The organism is Pseudomonas sp. ATCC PTA-122608 (genome assembly GCF_001952855.1).
In the GTDB taxonomy this organism is placed as follows: domain Bacteria; phylum Pseudomonadota; class Gammaproteobacteria; order Pseudomonadales; family Pseudomonadaceae; genus Aquipseudomonas.
This window is the reverse complement of sequence record NZ_LPNO01000006.1, coordinates 175364-190407: the sequence shown is the minus strand read 5'-3', so window position 1 is coordinate 190407 and position 15044 is coordinate 175364. Positions and strand designations below refer to the sequence as shown.

Genomic DNA, 15044 nt, shown 5'->3' with positions numbered 1-15044 from the left:
CAGCTAGGGCGTGATGCCATACGGCAACGACCCTTGCGTGCATTAACTAAAAAAGGCCATAGACCATGAACGACCAACACTGGGGACCTACCATCAGTGGCGATATCGTTGTCATCGGTGGCGGCTCGGCGGGCATCGGCCTGTTGGCCAGCCTGCTCAAGCGCGACCCGCACCTGAACATCATCCTGATCGAACCCAGCGACCACCACTACTACCAACCGGCCTGGACCTTGGTGGGCGGCGGCGCCTATGACGTTACCAAGACCGTGCGCCCCATGGCCGACGTGCTGCCCAACGGCGTCACCTGGATCCAGGCGGCGGTCAGCGAATTACTGCCCGACGAGCAAACCCTGGTGCTCGACAGCGACCAGCGCGTCAGCTGGAAAAACCTGATTGTCTGCCCGGGCCTGCGCCTGGCCTGGGAAAAAATCGAAGGCTTGCCAGAGACCCTTGGCCAGCATGGCGTAACGTCCAACTACAGCTACGAACACGCCGCCTACACCTGGCAACTGGTGCAGCAACTCAAGCATGGCACGGCGCTGTTCACCCAGCCGGCCATGCCGATCAAATGCGCCGGCGCCCCGCAAAAAGCCATGTACCTGTCGTGCGATCACTGGCTCAGGCAGGGTGACCTGAAAAACATCAAGGTCGAATTCAACCTGGCCGGCGCTGCCTTGTTTGGTGTACCTACCTTCGTGCCGCCGCTGATGAAGTACGTTGAAAAGTACTCGGCGCAACTGGCGTTCAACTCCAACCTGGTCAAGGTCGACGGCCCGGCGCGCAAGGCCTGGTTCGAGATCAAGGACGCCGAAGGCAATGTGCGCGTCGAAGAGAAAACCTTCGACCTGCTGCACGTCGTCCCGCCGCAAGTTTCTCCGGACTTCATCCGCCAAAGCCCCCTGGCCGATGCCGCCGGCTGGTGCGAAGTGAACCCCCAGAGCCTTCAACACTTGCGCTACCCGCATATCTTCGGCCTGGGCGATGTGTGCTCCACCACCAACGCCAAGACCGCCGCGGCGGTGCGCAAGCAAATCGTGGTGGTGGCGGAAAACCTGCTGGCCCTGCGCAAACAGGCACCGATGCCGCTCAAGTACGACGGCTACGGTTCCTGCCCGCTGACGGTGGAGAAGGGCAAGGTGGTACTGGCCGAGTTCGGCTACGGCGGCAAGCTGCTGCCGACCTTTCCCCTTGACCCGACCGTGGCACGGCGTTCGGCATGGTTCCTCAAGGCGAGTTTCCTGCCGTGGTTCTACTGGAACGGCATGCTCAAGGGCCGCGAGTGGCTGACCCGACTGGCCAAGGTGGATTGAGGCAACCCTATGCTGCTGGCAAGTTTTTTTGGCGTGTTGATGGGGTTGGTCATGGGCTTGACCGGTGCCGGAGGCGGCATCCTTGGCGTCCCGGCGCTGGTGTTGGGGCTGGGTTTGACCATGACCCAGGCCGCGCCCGTGTCGTTGTTCGCGGTGGGGGCCGCCGCCGCCGTGGGGGCTATCGATGGCTTGCGCCATGGCCTGGTGCGTTACCGCGCGGCGCTGCTGATTGCGCTGCTCGGCGCGCTGTTTTCGCCGCTTGGGGTGTTCTTCGCCCATCAGATGCCGGAGAAGGTCCTGATGGGCCTGTTCAGCGCGCTGATGGTGCTGGTGGCCTGGCGCATGCTGCAACGCGAGAAGCTTGAAGCCGGGCCGAGCGACCACGGCACCGCATCCTGGGGCCAGAAGAATTGCATGCTCGATCAACAGACCGGACGCTTTTCCTGGACCGCCAAATGCACCGCCACCCTGGCGGCCCTGGGCGCGGTGACCGGTGCGGTCTCGGGCTTGCTCGGTGTGGGCGGTGGCTTCCTGATCGTACCGGCGTTCAAGCAACTGACCGATGTGCAGATGCGCGGCATCGTCGCCACCTCGCTGATGGTGATCAGCCTGATCTCGTTGATCGGCGTGATCGGCGCGTTTCATGCCGGGGTCAGGATCGAGCCGATGGGCTGGGTGTTTATCGGGTCGAGCATTGTCGGCATGTTGGCGGGGCGGCGCCTGTGCTCGGTGATCAAGGCGCGCACCTTGCAGGTTGGTTTTGCCACGCTGTGTGTGCTGGTGGCGGCGGGCATGCTGTTTCGGGCCCTCATTCAGGTGCCTTGAAATGCGCTCAACATCCCGCTCCTACGGGTATTGCGGTATCAGCGCCGTAGGTAGGAGCCGAAGTCGATGTCCCCGGCACTGAGAATCGCCTGCACCCGATTGTGCACATTCAACTTGCGCAGGATCGCCGAGACATGGGCCTTCACCGTGGTCTCGGCAATCTCCAGGCTATAGGCAATTTGCTTGTTCGAGTCGCCCTTGGTCATCCGCTCCAGCACCAGCAATTGCTTGCGGGTCAGGGCCTGCAGCAGTTCCGGCGCAAGCCCCAGGCAATCATTCATGCGCCGTTGCCCGCCGATTTTCTGGCTGCGAATAATCTCCGGCGGCAAATACACATTGCCGTTGAGAATCTGTTGGATCGCCTCGGTCATCTGCAGCCTGGGCGAGGACTTCGTGATAAACCCCACCGCGCCATAGGTGATGGCTTGCAGCACGACCTGCTTGTCCTGCTCGGCAGACACGATCACCACCGGAATCGTCGGCGACTCGTTGCGCAGGTTGATCAGGCCATTGAGGCCGTGCATGCCGGGCATGTTCAGGTCCAGCAGGATCAGATCCAGGTCATCGTGCTCCTGGCTCAGGGCCAGGGCGCTGTCCAGGTCGCCGGTTTCCATCACTTCGCTGCCCGGGAACCCGTCGCTGATGACGTTGTGGATCGCTTCGCGAAACAGTGGGTGATCGTCGGCAATCAGAATTTTGTACATGGCCGTTCACCTTATTATTTTTGCTTATTTAAGCAGGTCCCATCCATAGGGGCATGCGCCCATTACATGCCAGTCTCGATGCCTTGGGAATGCGACGATAGAGAGGGGAATCAGTACCAAAGTAGTAGATCGTGCCGTGCGTCGCGGTTTCAGCGCTACCCATTGGTCTGATTGCATTCAGTGCCGGATGGGTTAGTGTGGAGTGCATCTTCCAGAATAATAAAAACAGGCTTACCAATGAGCCCGAACCTGAGTCTGCTGCGTAAATTCGTTTCCCCTGAAATCATCTTTGGCGCTGGCTGCCGGCACAACGTCGGCAACTACGCCAAGACCTTTGGCGCGCGCAAGGTGCTGGTGGTGAGCGATCCCGGCGTGGTGGTTGTCGGCTGGGTGGCCGATGTCGAGGCCAGCCTGCAAGCCATCGGCATCGACTACTGCCTGTACACCGCCGTCTCGCCCAACCCCCGGGTTGAAGAGGTGATGCTCGGCGCGGAGGTCTACCGTGAAAACCATTGCGACGTGATCGTCGCCGTCGGTGGCGGCAGCCCGATGGACTGCGGCAAGGCCATCGGCATCGTGGTCGCCCATGGCTGCAGCATCCTCGAGTTCGAAGGCGTCGACACCATCCGCGTGCCGAGCCCGCCGCTGATCCTGATCCCGACCACCGCCGGCTCCTCGGCGGATGTCTCGCAGTTCGTGATCATTTCCAACCAGCAGGAGCGCATGAAGTTCTCCATCGTCAGCAAGGCGGTGGTGCCCGATGTATCGCTGATCGACCCGGAAACCACGGCGAGCATGGACCCGTTTCTCTCGGCCTGTACCGGCATCGATGCGCTGGTGCATGCCATCGAGGCCTTCGTGTCCACTGGCCACGGCCCGCTGACGGATCCCCACGCGCTGGAAGCCATGCGTCTGATCAATGGCAATCTGGTACAGATGATCGCCAACCCCGGCGACATCGCCCTGCGGGAGAAAATCATGCTGGGCAGCATGCAGGCCGGGCTGGCGTTTTCCAATGCGATCCTCGGCGCGGTGCATGCCATGTCCCACAGCCTTGGTGGCTTTCTCGACCTGCCCCATGGCCTGTGCAACGCAGTGCTGGTGGAACATGTGGTGGCGTTCAACTACAGCGCAGCACCGGAGCGTTTCAAGGTGATTGCCGAGACCTTCGGCATTGATTGCCGGGGCCTCAACCACCGGCAAATCTGCGGCCGGCTGGTGGACCATCTGATCGCCTTGAAGCACGCGATCGGCTTCCATGAAACCCTCGGCCTGCATGGGATTCGAGTGGCGGACATTCCCTTTCTGTCGCAGCACGCCATGCACGACCCATGCATCCTTACCAACCCGCGTGAATCCAGCCAGCGTGACGTTGAGGTCGTCTATGGCGAAGCTCTCTGACGATCAGCAACGGGCACTCGCGGGGCTGCTGGGGCTGGGCAACCAATCGGCGCGCAAGAGCCATTACCCCGAACTGACCGCGCGCCTCGACGAACTGGAAGCCGAGCGCAAACGCTACATCCGCCTCAACGACGAATTGGAGCAGCGGGTCGCGGCGCGTACCGACGAGTTGCTGGAAGCCAACCGCAACCTGCAACAGCAAATCGCCCAGCGCGAGAAGATCGAGCAGGACCTGCGCGATGCCCGGGATGCCGCACAGGCCGCCAACCGCAGCAAGGACAAATACCTTGCCGCCGCCAGTCATGACCTGCTGCAACCCCTCAACGCCGCGCGCTTGCTGATCTCCACCCTGCGCGAGCGCAACTTGCCCAGCGTCGAACACGTGTTGGTGGAGCGCACCCACCAGGCCTTGGAAGGCGCCGAGGATTTGCTCACCGACTTGCTGGACATTTCCCGACTCGATCAAGCGGCGGTCAAGCCGGACATTGCCCTGTACCGTCTCGACGAACTGTTCGCACCGCTGGTCTCGGAATTCCAGTCGGTGGCCGCGGCGTCCGGGCTGAACCTGCGGGCGCGTACAGGCCATTACGCAATCAACACCGATCTGCGGCTGGTGACGCGGATCCTGCGCAACTTTCTCAGCAACGCCTGCCGCTACACCAGCGCCGGCTGCATTCTGCTGGGCGCCCGCCGCCGGGGTGAGCGGTTGCGCCTGGAGGTGTGGGACACCGGGCGCGGAATTGCGGCGGACCGTCTGCACTCCATCTTCCTGGAGTTCAATCAACTGGACGTGGGTCGCGCCGCCGACCGCAAGGGCGTGGGACTGGGGTTGGCGATTGTCGAGCGCATCGCCGAGGTCCTCGGTTATCCGGTGGCGGTGCGTTCGTGGCCGGGGCGCGGTTCGATGTTCAGCATCGAAGTTCCCATCAGCGAGGACATGCCGCTGCCCATCAGCGTGGTGGCCGCGCAACCGAGCACCGGCAACCCGCTGCCGGGCCGCCGCCTGCTGGTGCTGGATAACGAAGTCAGCATCCTCGACAGCATGAGCGCGCTGCTTGGGCAGTGGGGCTGCGAGGTGGTCACTGCTACCGATCAGGCCGGCGCACTGGTTGCGTTGCAGGGCAGGGCACCGGAGCTGATTCTCGCGGACTATCACCTGGACCATGGCGTGGTGGGCTGTGAGGTAGTGCGCCAGTTGCGCGAGCATTTTGGCCACAGGATTCCGGCAGTGATTATCACCGCCGACCGCACCGACCAATGCCGCCGTGCATTGCAGCGGCTGGACGTGCCATTGCTGAACAAACCGGTCAAGCCCGGCAAGTTGCGGGCGGTGTTGACCCAGTTATTGGCCTAGCCACTTGATACCCGTCAACACCGGGCGTGACGCTTTGCCTCATGCTGCGGGCCTGATTTAAAGGCCGACGGAGAACCCCATGAGTGCCCCCGCAACAACTGCTGCTTCATTCAAGTTGCCCCTGGGCCTGGTGGCCGGCGTACTGGTGATGGTCGGCGTGCTGCTGTTGCCGCTGCCGGCCGATTTGCCGGTGGCCGGGCACCGGATGCTGGCGATCCTCGCGTTTGCGGTGGTGGTGTGGATCACCGAAGCGGTCTCCTATGAGGCCAGCGCGATCATGATCACATCGTTGATGGCGTTTTTGCTCGGCACCGCGCCGTCGCTGCAAGACCCCACGCACCTGATCGGCTCCAGCCCGGCGATCAGCATGGCGTTGACGGGGTTTTCCAACCCGGCATTGGCGTTGGTGGCGGGTGCGTTGTTTATCGCGGCAGCCATGACCCATACCGGACTGGACCGGCGCATTGCGTTGGTCACCCTGACCCGCGTGGGTACCAGCACCCGGGGGATTCTCGTCGGGGCAATTGCCGTGACCATCCTCCTCAGCCTGGTGGTGCCCAGCGCGACGGCGCGCAGCGCGTGTGTGGTGCCGATCATGATGGGGGTGATTGCGGCGTTCGGCGTGGACAAGCGCTCCAATATCGCAGCGGGGATCATGATCGTCGTGGCTCAGGGCACGAGCATCTGGAACGTCGGGATTCAGACGGCGGCGGCGCAGAACCTGCTGACGGTTGGCTTCATGGACAAGATGCTGGGGCAGCGGGTGTCGTGGATCGATTGGTTGATTGCCGGGGCGCCGTGGGCGGTGATCATGTCGGCGGTGTTGTTGTTTTTGGTGTTGAAGCTGCTGCCGCCGGAAAGTGACAGCATTCCCGGGGGCAAGGAGGCGGTGGCGCAGTCGCTGGTGGATATCGGGCCGATGACGGGGCCGCAGAAGCGGTTGCTGACGGTGTCGGTATTACTGCTGCTGGCGTGGGCGACCGAGGGACGACTGCACAGCTTTGATACGACTTCGACGACGTACGCCGGGTTGGTGTTTTTGCTGATGCCGGGGATTGGGGTGATGACCTGGAAGGATGTGCAGTCGCGGATTCCGTGGGGCACGGTGATTGTGTTTGGTGTGGGTATCAGCCTGGGTACGGCGTTGCTGACGACCCAGGCGGGGCAGTGGCTGGGGGCGCAGGTGGTGGCGCATACCGGCTTGGACCAGGTGGGGTCGCTGGGGGTGTTTGCGATTCTGGGGGCGTTTTTGATCGTGATTCATTTGGGGTTTGCCAGTGCCACGGCGTTGACCTCGGCGTTGTTGCCGATTTTGATTGCGGTGTTGCAGACGTTGCCCGGGGAGTTCAGTCGGCTGGGGATGACGATGTTGCTGGGGTTTGTGATGAGCTACGGGTTTATCCTGCCCATCAATGCTCCGCAGAATATGGTGTGTTTGGGGACCGGGACGTTTACGGCTCGGCAGTTTGCCAAGGTTGGGATTTTGGTGACGCTGGTGGGGTATGGGTTGATGTTGGTGTTTGCTGCTACGTATTGGAGTTGGTTGGGGTGGGTTTGAGGGGGGGGGCATATCCGTTATTTAGGTAACGGCCGCCTATGGTTCCGCTCTTACAGCGGGTCACTTTTGAAAAGCGCAAAAGTAACCAAAACGCTCTGCCCCGCCTGTCGGCGCCTCGCCTAGGCTCGGCGTTCCCTCACTCCGGCATTGCTCCGCGGGCCGCCGCGACGGGCCATCCATGGCCCGGCGCGGCTAAACCGGCGTCCTGCCGGTTTACCCGCTCCGCAATACCTGCGTTCGGCCTCGGGCTGAATGGGGCAGTCAGATCAAAAGCAGATCAAAAGCAAGAGCACAGCGGCCTACCGGCCGGCTTGAGTGTTAAGAGCGAAAGCAAAGCTGCTTTTCTGTAGGAGCGAGCGTGCTCGCGAAAAACCTGAGGTCGCCGCGTTCATTCAGAATGCCAGCGTCATCGTTAACGACCTTCGCGAGCAAGCCCGCTCCCACATTTGGACCGTGCCCGCTTCTGATCTTGCTGTTGCTGTTGCTTCACCACACTCAAGCCGGCCTGTAGGCCGCTGTGCCCTTGATCTGCTGTTGATCTTGATCTTAGGCGCCCCGTTAAACCACGCTGGCCGAACGCAGGCTTTGGAGCGTGGGTAACCCGGCAGGACGCCGGGTTAGCCGCGCTGGGCCAAGGATGGCCCATCGCGGCGGCCCACGCTCCAAAGCCGGAGTGAGGGCACACCGAGCCCAAGCGAGGTGCCGAGTGGTGGGGCAAGAGCGTTTTGCTTACTTTTGCGCTTTTCAAAAGTGAGCCGCTGTAAGAGCCAGCCCTTTCAAGGTCTTTGCCTAAATCGCGTCCTACGCCTATTCCAGGCTGAAATTAAGAAAAAAACGAGTTGAATTTGGTTCAGTCAACATCTCTTTTGGTCAAAAAATGATCATGTTTTGAGGCTTTTTCCAAAGACCTTGAAAGGGCTGGCTGTAAGAGCGGAACCAATAGCGGCCCTGACCGCAGCAACGGATATACACCCCCAACCGCCCAAACCCCTCCCAAGATGGCAAGTTGAACTCCACTCAGGTTTACTACTCCCTGAGTAACCGTTCCACCGGCCCCAAACGCCGGTCATCAAGGCCACTGAATGGACAAATACACCCCCCACACCTGGCAGCCCCACGAACGCCCGAGCCTGCCGGGCTCGCCGTCGACGCCGCTGCATTCCACCCGCAAACGCTGGGCCTACGCCCTCGTCGGCGTGCTCGTGGCAATCACCGGTGGCCTCGGCAACTCGCTGGTGATCGCCAACCTTGTGTACCTCCAGGGTGCCCTGGGCGCCACGACGGCCGAGATGGCCTGGCTCCCCGCCGCCTACGTCATGACCAACGTCTCAATGAACCTGCTGCTGGTAAAATTCCGCCAGCAGTTCGGCCTGCGTGCGTTCACCGAAGTGTTCCTGGTGCTCTACGCCCTGGTCACCTTCGGCCACCTGTTCGTCAACGACCTCAGCTCGGCCATCGCCGTACGCGCCGCCCACGGCATGGTCGGCGCCGCCCTCAGCTCCCTGGGCCTGTACTACATGATCCAGGCCTTCCCCGCAAAATGGCGGATGAAAGCCCTGGTGCTCGGCCTCGGCACTGCGCAACTGGCATTACCCCTGGCCCGATTGTTTTCCGAAGACCTGCTGCAAATCGCCGAATGGCGTGGCCTGTACCTGTTCGAACTGGGCATGGCGCTGACCTGCCTGGGCTGCGTATTCCTGCTCAAGCTGCCCCCGGGTGACCGCTTCAAGACCTTCGAAAAACTCGACTTCCTCACCTTCGCCATCCTCGCCACCGGCGTCGCCTTGCTCTGCGCGGTACTGTCCCTGGGCCGTATCGACTGGTGGCTAGAAGCGCCGTGGATCGGCGTGGCGTCGGCCTGCTCACTGGTGCTGATCATGGCCGGCCTGGCCATCGAACATAACCGCTCCAACCCGTTGCTGATGACCCGCTGGCTGGGCAGCGGGGTGATGATTCGCCTGGCGCTGGCGGTGGTCCTGATTCGCATGGTGCTTTCGGAGCAGTCCACCGGCGCCGTCGGCTTCATGCAAATGCTGAACATGAGCAACGAACAGATGCGCACGCTGTATTGGGTGATGCTGGCGGGGGCGATTGCCGGCCTGGCCACCAGCGCGCTGACCATCAACCCCTCGCATTTGCTGATGCCCTTGATCATCTCCCTGGCCTTCATGGCCACGGGTTCAGTGATGGACAGTTTTTCCAGCAACCTCACGCGCCCGCAAAACATGTACGTCAGCCAGTTCCTGCTAGGCTTTGGCGGCACGTTCTTTCTTGGGCCGACCATGGTTTTAGGCACGAAAAACGTGCTGACCAACCCCAGGAACCTGGTGAGTTTCTCGGTGCTGTTCGGGATCTGCCAGAACCTCGGCGGGCTGATTGGCGCGGCGTTGCTGGGCACGTTCCAGATCGTGCGGGAGAAATTTCATTCCAGCATGATCGTCGAACACCTGACCTTGCTCGACCCGCGTGTGGCGGCGCGGGTGGCCAGTGGCGGCTCGGCCTATGGCGGGGTGATCGCCGACCCCGAGTTGCGTAACCTGATGGGCATTCGCAGCCTGGCCACCGCGGCCACCCGTGAGGCGAATGTGATGGCCTATAACGATGTGTTCATGCTGATTGCGATCATCGCCATACTCACCATGATCTGGATTTTTATCCGCAGCCTCTGGCTGATAAGTACCACTAAAGCTGCCGCCAGTGCAGCGCCTCCCGTTCAACCCAGCGGCGCACTTTCTTCATGACCGAACCGACGACGACCACCACCAACGCCATCGCTTCCACGCCGGAAGGCACCGCACCGCCGAGCATGCCGGCTACCGAACCGCGCTCCTTGCGGGTGCGCATCATCTCCTCCATGGGCTTTGCCGCAATTGCGATTATCGGCGTGCTGATCGTGCTCTACGCCTGGCAGTTGCCGCCCTTCAGCAGCGCCGTGGAAACCACCGAGAACGCCCTGGTGCGTGGCCAGGTGACGATCATCGGGCCACAGCTCAGCGGCTACGTGTATGAAGTGCCGGTGACGGACTTCCAGTACGTCAAGGCCGGGGATTTGCTGGTGCGCCTCGATGACCGCATCTACAAGCAGCGCCTCGACCAAGCCCTGGCGCAACTGGCGGTGCAGCAGGCGTCCCTGGCCAATGTGGTGCAGCAACGCAACAGTGCCGAGGCGACCATCAAGCTGCGTCAGGCTGCCTTGGCTGACAGCCAGGCCCAGGCGCGCAAGAGCACCGCTGACCTGCGCCGCAACGAAGAGTTGATCAGCGACGGTTCGGTGTCCAAGCGTGAGCTGGACGTGACCCGTGCGGCCAATGCGCAAACCATCGCAGCCGTGGCCCAGGCTCAAGCCAGCCTGGAAATCGCCCGGCAGGATTTGCAGACGGTAATCGTCAATCGCGGTTCGTTGGAGGCGGCGGTGGCCAATGCCGATGCGGCGGTGGAGCTGGCACGTATCGACCTGTCGAACACCCGCATCATCGCCCCGCGTGACGGGCAACTGGGGCAGATTGGCGTGCGCCTCGGAGCCTACGTCAACAGCGGTGCGCAGTTGATGGCGCTGGTGCCGAACCAGCTGTGGGTGATTGCCAACATGAAGGAAACCCAGATGGACAACGTGCAGGTTGGCCAGCCGGTGACCTTCACTGTGGATGCCCTGGACCATCGCAAGTTTCACGGCACGGTGCAGCGTATTTCACCTGCGACCGGCTCGGAGTTCAGCCTGTTGCAGGCGGATAACGCCACTGGCAACTTTGTGAAGATCGCCCAGCGGGTGCCGGTGCGGATCACCGTCGACCCGGGGCAGGAGCAGAGTGAGCGGCTGCGGCCGGGGTTGTCGGTGGTGGTGAGTATCGACACGGCGGGGCGCCTGAAAAACACCCCACCCTAAGACACAATGGAGATCAAAATGTGGGAGCAGGCTTGCTCGCGAATGCGGAGTGTCAGTCGCAGATGGGTTGACTGATCCACCGCATTCGCGAGCAAGCCCGCTCCCACATTGGTTTTGTGTTGCTAGAGGGGGTTGTATTGCAGGCTGAAGCCGAGTTCGGCTGATTCGCTTTGCTCTAGCATCTTTAGCCCCGGCCTGCCCGGCAGGTGATGGGCATTCACCGGATGACTCACCGGCTCGAAGCAGAAAAAGTCCAGCCCCGGCGGGCAGTACAGCAGGTAGTAGTCGCTGCCGGTGGCCTGGCATTCCAGGGTATAACCCAGGTCTGGCTGCTGGATGACGCAGCGCCCGTCCCATTGGCAAAAACCGTTATCCACCAGCGTCTCGGGCAACGATTTGAGCTGCTGGAAATCCCACTCGACGGGTACGGCAGCCAGCCCCGTAGGTAATTTCGATGCATCACTCATCCACACCTGCCCAGCCTTGGCCTGCAATTGTGTGCCGGGCCTGCGGGGCAGATACGGATGCAATCCCAGCCCATGCCACGCCGCTTTTTCCGCCAGATGGGTGACGCGCAACGTGATGCTCAACCTGCCGTCTTTCAACTGAACCCGCTGCTCGGCGCGATACGCAAAGGGTGTGCTGCAGTCCAGTTGCAGCACCACCTCATCCACCGACTGCCTGACCACGTGCCACGCCTGCTGCCGGGCTGTTGGGTTCGAGTGCCAACCACCCAGACGGGTTATCAAAGCCACCCTCGGCAATCCGATTCGACCAGGGCGCCAGTGGGAAACACCCCAGCTTGCCCGGTAGGCCGCTGGCCAACGCCTGTTGATCGGTGTGGCGCAGCAAGGGCTGGCCGCTGCTGCGCACGGTCCAGTTGACGAGGCTGCCACCCAACGCTGGTGCCAGCGTCAGGTGGGTGAGGTTGTCTTCGAGTTCAAGCATCATGAGTGTCAGCAGACCTATTGGATGATGAATGCTTCTGTGGCAGGGGGCGAGGGAGCTTGCTCCCGCTGGGCTGCGTAGCGGCCCCAAAAAAGCGGGAGCGCTTCGCACTCCAGCGGGAGCAAGCTCCCTCGCCACAACAGCTCCCTCGCTACACACAGTGTGGGGCTTATAGCACCAACCCCGGCAACCACAACGACAACGCCGGAATGTAGGTCACAGCCATCAGCACCAGAAACAGTACGCCATAAAACGGCAGCAGCGCCTTCACGGTCTTCTCAATGCTGACCTTGCCCACCGCCGCCCCCACAAACAGCACCGCGCCCACGGGCGGGGTGATCAGGCCGATCCCGAGGTTCACCAGCATGATCATGCCGAAGTGCACCGGGTCGACGCCGATGCCCAGCACGACCGGCAACAGGATCGGCGTGAGGATCAAAATCAGCGGCGCCATGTCCATCACCGTGCCCAGCAACAGCAACATGGCGTTGATGCACATCAGGATCACATAGCGGTTGTCCGACAGGGTCAGGAACATCGTGGTGATCTTCGCCGGGATCTGCATCAGGGTCATGATGTAGCCGAAGCTGGCGGCGAACGCGATCAGGATCATCACGATGGAAATGGTGCGCACCGTGCGGTGCATCAGCTTGGGCAACTCGCTCCATTTGTAGTCGCGGTAGATGAACATGGTCACGAAGAATGCCCACAACACGGCAATCGCCGCCGACTCGGTAGCGGTGAAGATACCCGACAGAATCCCGCCAAGAATGATCACCATGGCCATCAAGCCCCACAGGGCGTCGGCGCAGATTTTCAGTGCCTGTTTCAGGGGAATCACTTCGCCTTTGGGGTAGTTGCGCTTTTTCGCGAAGATCAGGCACAGCACCATCAGGCACGCGCTCATCAGCAGGCCCGGGACCACGCCGGCCATGAACAGCGAGGCGATGGATACGGTACCGCCGGCCGCCAGGGAGTAGAGCACCGAGTTGTGGCTGGGAGGCGTCAGCAAGGCCTGCACCGAGCCGCTCACGGTGACGGCGGTGGCGAACTCACGGGGATAGCCCTGGCGTTCCATTTCCGGAATCAGCACCGAACCGACGGAGGCCGTATCAGCCACCGACGAGCCGGAGATCGCCCCAAAAAACGTCGAGGCCATGATGTTCACCAGGGACAAGCCGCCGCGTACAAAGCCCACCAGCACCCCGGCAAACGCCACCAGCCGGCGGGACATGCCGCCCTCGGCCATGATCGCCCCGGCCAGTACAAAGAACGGAATCGCCATCAACGAAAACTTGTTCACCCCGCCAGCCACCTGAATCATCAGGGCCTGGAACGGAATGTCGATCCACCACGCGCCGATCAGCGCAGAAAGCCCCAGGGCGTAAGCCACCGGCATGCCAATCAGGATCAAGGCGATAAAGCTGCCCAACAGAATCAATGCGTCCATTCAGGCAGCCCCTTCACTTTCTTCAACCAGGTCGAAGCGCACGACCCGACGGTTGCTCTGGTCACCCAGCAGGAGTTTTTCCAGCACAAAAATCAGCGTCAGCAAGCCGCCAATCGGGATCGGCATGTAGGTGATGCCCACCCGCAAGGTCGGCATGGCGCTCATGAACTGGTTCCAGGTGGACAGGCACAATTTGCTGCCCCAGATCGTCATGAACAGGCAGATGGTGCCCATCAGCAATTGCGAAATGATACCGACGATTTGGCGCTGGTCAGGTGGCAGGCGGTCGGTGACCATGGCCACCGACATATGCGCCCCGGCGCGGTAACTGGCGGCGGCGCCGACAAAGGTGAACACCAGCATCAACAGGATGGCGGTGGGCTCCGGCCAGCTGGAACCGGTGCCTAGAATGTAGCGGGCGAAGATGCCCCAGGGGATGATCAGCGCGACGCCGAGAACGGCGAGGCCGGCGACCCAGATGCAGCTCATGTAAATGCGGTCGTTGATGCGCAGCAGTAAATTCTTCATGGCGTTCACCGTGACCGGGCGCATCGATATCGACCGCGCCGGGCCTTTTCTATGAGAGGCGGGTGGTTTACTCGACGGCTTCGATGCGCTTGATCAGGTCGGCGTATGGGGCGCCGTACTTGTCGCGGATCGAAGCGGTGGCCTCGTAGAACGGTTTCTTGTCGATGTCGATGAACTCCACACCGGCGGCCTTGAGCTTGGCTTCACTGCTGGCGGACTTGGCGTCCCACAGCTCGCGCTCCTGGATCTGCGCGGCCTTGGCGGTGTTTTTTACCAGCACCTGTTGCTCGGGGGTGAGCTTGTTCCAGGTGATTTTCGACATCACGATGGGCTCGGGCAGGATCAGGTGGCCGGTGAGGCTGTAGAACTTGGCGTTCTGGTAGTGGTTGTGTTCCAGCAGGGTGGGCGGGTTGTTCTCCGCGCCGTCGATCACCCCGGTCTGCAGGGCGCTGAAGATCTCGCCGGTGTCCATGGCAATGCCGTTGCCGCCCATGGCGTTGATGGTTTCGATGAAGATCGGGTTGCCCTGCACGCGAATCTTCATGCCCTTGAGGTCTTCGATCTTGCGCACCGGTTTCTTGGTGTAGATGTTGCGCGTGCCGCCGTCCATCCAGGCCAGGGCCACCAGGTTGAATTCGGAGTCGGTGATTTTGGCGAGGATTTCATCGCCGATTTCGCCGTCTATGACCTTGCGCATATGCACCTGGTCGCGGAACACGAACGGCATGTTGAACACGTTCACGTCCGGCACCACCGGCCCGACGATGCCGAGGCTGACCCGGGCCATTTGGATCGCGCCGACCTGAGCTTGTTCGACCACTTCCTTTTCCGAGCCCAGCACGCCGCCGGGGAACATCTTGAAGGTCAGGCCGCCGTTGCTTTCGGCGACCAGGGTTTTACCCAGTTGTTCTTCGGCGACGACGGTGGGATAGCCGGCGGGGTGGATGTCGGCGAACTTGATTTCCAGTGCGTGGGCGGTGTTGCTGAGGGTGAACACGAACGGGAGTGCAGCGGCGAGCAAGGTGCGTTTGAAGTCCATGGGGTGTCTCTCCAGTCTTGTTATTGTTTTGTTCAAGGCACAGC

The 15044-nt window shown here is 61.7% G+C and carries 11 protein-coding genes and 1 pseudogene; 7 read left to right on the top strand and 5 right to left on the bottom strand.

Annotated elements, in window-relative coordinates; all coding sequences use genetic code 11:
• Positions 1–65: 65 nt before the first annotated feature.
• Positions 66–1310 carry an FAD/NAD(P)-binding oxidoreductase gene (locus tag AU074_RS08015; protein ID WP_076014265.1) on the top strand — a complete coding sequence of 415 codons (1245 nt, stop codon included), beginning with the start codon at positions 66–68 and terminating at the stop codon, positions 1308–1310.
• A 9-nt stretch (positions 1311–1319) separates the two neighbouring features.
• Positions 1320–2135 carry a sulfite exporter TauE/SafE family protein gene (locus AU074_RS08010; RefSeq protein WP_076014264.1) on the top strand — a complete coding sequence of 272 codons (816 nt, stop codon included), beginning with the start codon at positions 1320–1322 and terminating at the stop codon, positions 2133–2135.
• A 38-nt stretch (positions 2136–2173) separates the two neighbouring features.
• Here the strand turns inward: AU074_RS08010 and AU074_RS08005 are convergent, their stop codons facing one another.
• Complete coding sequence (locus AU074_RS08005; RefSeq protein WP_076014263.1) at positions 2174–2839, bottom strand: response regulator transcription factor; 666 nt, start codon at positions 2837–2839, stop codon at positions 2174–2176.
• Positions 2840–3076: 237 nt separating this feature from the next.
• Between AU074_RS08005 and ercA the strand changes: the two genes are divergently transcribed.
• From ercA to AU074_RS07975, 5 genes are all read left to right on the top strand, one after another.
• Positions 3077–4240, top strand: a complete 1164-nt coding sequence (ercA, locus tag AU074_RS08000) for an alcohol dehydrogenase-like regulatory protein ErcA (protein ID WP_076014262.1) — start codon at positions 3077–3079, stop codon at positions 4238–4240.
• On the top strand, positions 4224–5594 hold the full coding sequence (locus AU074_RS07995) for a hybrid sensor histidine kinase/response regulator (RefSeq protein ID WP_076014261.1): 1371 nt from the start codon (positions 4224–4226) through the stop codon (positions 5592–5594). Before ercA ends, AU074_RS07995 begins: the two co-directional genes overlap by 17 nt.
• Before the next feature lie 79 nt (positions 5595–5673).
• Positions 5674–7152, top strand: coding sequence for a DASS family sodium-coupled anion symporter (locus AU074_RS07990; protein ID WP_076014260.1), 1479 nt, complete (start codon positions 5674–5676; stop codon positions 7150–7152).
• 1082 nt (positions 7153–8234) lie between these two features.
• Positions 8235–9893 carry an MFS transporter gene (locus AU074_RS07980; protein ID WP_076014259.1) on the top strand — a complete coding sequence of 553 codons (1659 nt, stop codon included), beginning with the start codon at positions 8235–8237 and terminating at the stop codon, positions 9891–9893.
• Positions 9890–11035: an HlyD family secretion protein gene (locus AU074_RS07975; protein ID WP_076014258.1), complete on the top strand. Its 1146-nt coding sequence runs from the start codon at positions 9890–9892 to the stop codon at positions 11033–11035. Before AU074_RS07980 ends, AU074_RS07975 begins: the two co-directional genes overlap by 4 nt.
• A gap of 122 nt (positions 11036–11157) precedes the next feature.
• Here the strand turns inward: AU074_RS07975 and AU074_RS07970 are convergent.
• The 4 genes and pseudogenes from AU074_RS07970 to AU074_RS07955 all read right to left on the bottom strand — a co-directional run bounded on the left by AU074_RS07970 (position 11158) and on the right by AU074_RS07955 (position 15000).
• A pseudogene (locus AU074_RS07970) lies at positions 11158–11986 on the bottom strand (aldose 1-epimerase).
• 166 nt (positions 11987–12152) lie between these two features.
• Complete coding sequence (locus tag AU074_RS07965; RefSeq protein ID WP_010166793.1) at positions 12153–13433, bottom strand: TRAP transporter large permease; 1281 nt, start codon at positions 13431–13433, stop codon at positions 12153–12155.
• Positions 13434–13961: a TRAP transporter small permease gene (locus AU074_RS07960; protein WP_076014345.1), complete on the bottom strand. Its 528-nt coding sequence runs from the start codon at positions 13959–13961 to the stop codon at positions 13434–13436.
• 67 nt (positions 13962–14028) lie between these two features.
• Positions 14029–15000 (bottom strand): TRAP transporter substrate-binding protein, encoded by a 972-nt coding sequence (locus tag AU074_RS07955; protein WP_076014257.1) that lies wholly within the window; start codon positions 14998–15000, stop codon positions 14029–14031.
• Positions 15001–15044 lie beyond the last annotated feature (44 nt).

What these genes read in the sequence shown, in the direction of transcription:
- AU074_RS08015 (WP_076014265.1), top strand. Translation starts at nt 66, where the DNA reads ATGAACGACCAACACTGGGGACCTACCATCAGTGGCGATATCGTTGTC.
- AU074_RS08010 (WP_076014264.1), top strand. Translation starts at nt 1,320, where the DNA reads ATGCTGCTGGCAAGTTTTTTTGGCGTGTTGATGGGGTTGGTCATGGGC.
- AU074_RS08005 (WP_076014263.1), bottom strand. Translation starts at nt 2,839, where the DNA reads ATGTACAAAATTCTGATTGCCGACGATCACCCACTGTTTCGCGAAGCG.
- ercA (WP_076014262.1), top strand. Translation starts at nt 3,077, where the DNA reads ATGAGCCCGAACCTGAGTCTGCTGCGTAAATTCGTTTCCCCTGAAATC.
- AU074_RS07995 (WP_076014261.1), top strand. Translation starts at nt 4,224, where the DNA reads ATGGCGAAGCTCTCTGACGATCAGCAACGGGCACTCGCGGGGCTGCTG.
- AU074_RS07990 (WP_076014260.1), top strand. Translation starts at nt 5,674, where the DNA reads ATGAGTGCCCCCGCAACAACTGCTGCTTCATTCAAGTTGCCCCTGGGC.
- AU074_RS07980 (WP_076014259.1), top strand. Translation starts at nt 8,235, where the DNA reads ATGGACAAATACACCCCCCACACCTGGCAGCCCCACGAACGCCCGAGC.
- AU074_RS07975 (WP_076014258.1), top strand. Translation starts at nt 9,890, where the DNA reads ATGACCGAACCGACGACGACCACCACCAACGCCATCGCTTCCACGCCG.
- AU074_RS07965 (WP_010166793.1), bottom strand. Translation starts at nt 13,433, where the DNA reads ATGGACGCATTGATTCTGTTGGGCAGCTTTATCGCCTTGATCCTGATT.
- AU074_RS07960 (WP_076014345.1), bottom strand. Translation starts at nt 13,961, where the DNA reads ATGAAGAATTTACTGCTGCGCATCAACGACCGCATTTACATGAGCTGC.
- AU074_RS07955 (WP_076014257.1), bottom strand. Translation starts at nt 15,000, where the DNA reads ATGGACTTCAAACGCACCTTGCTCGCCGCTGCACTCCCGTTCGTGTTC.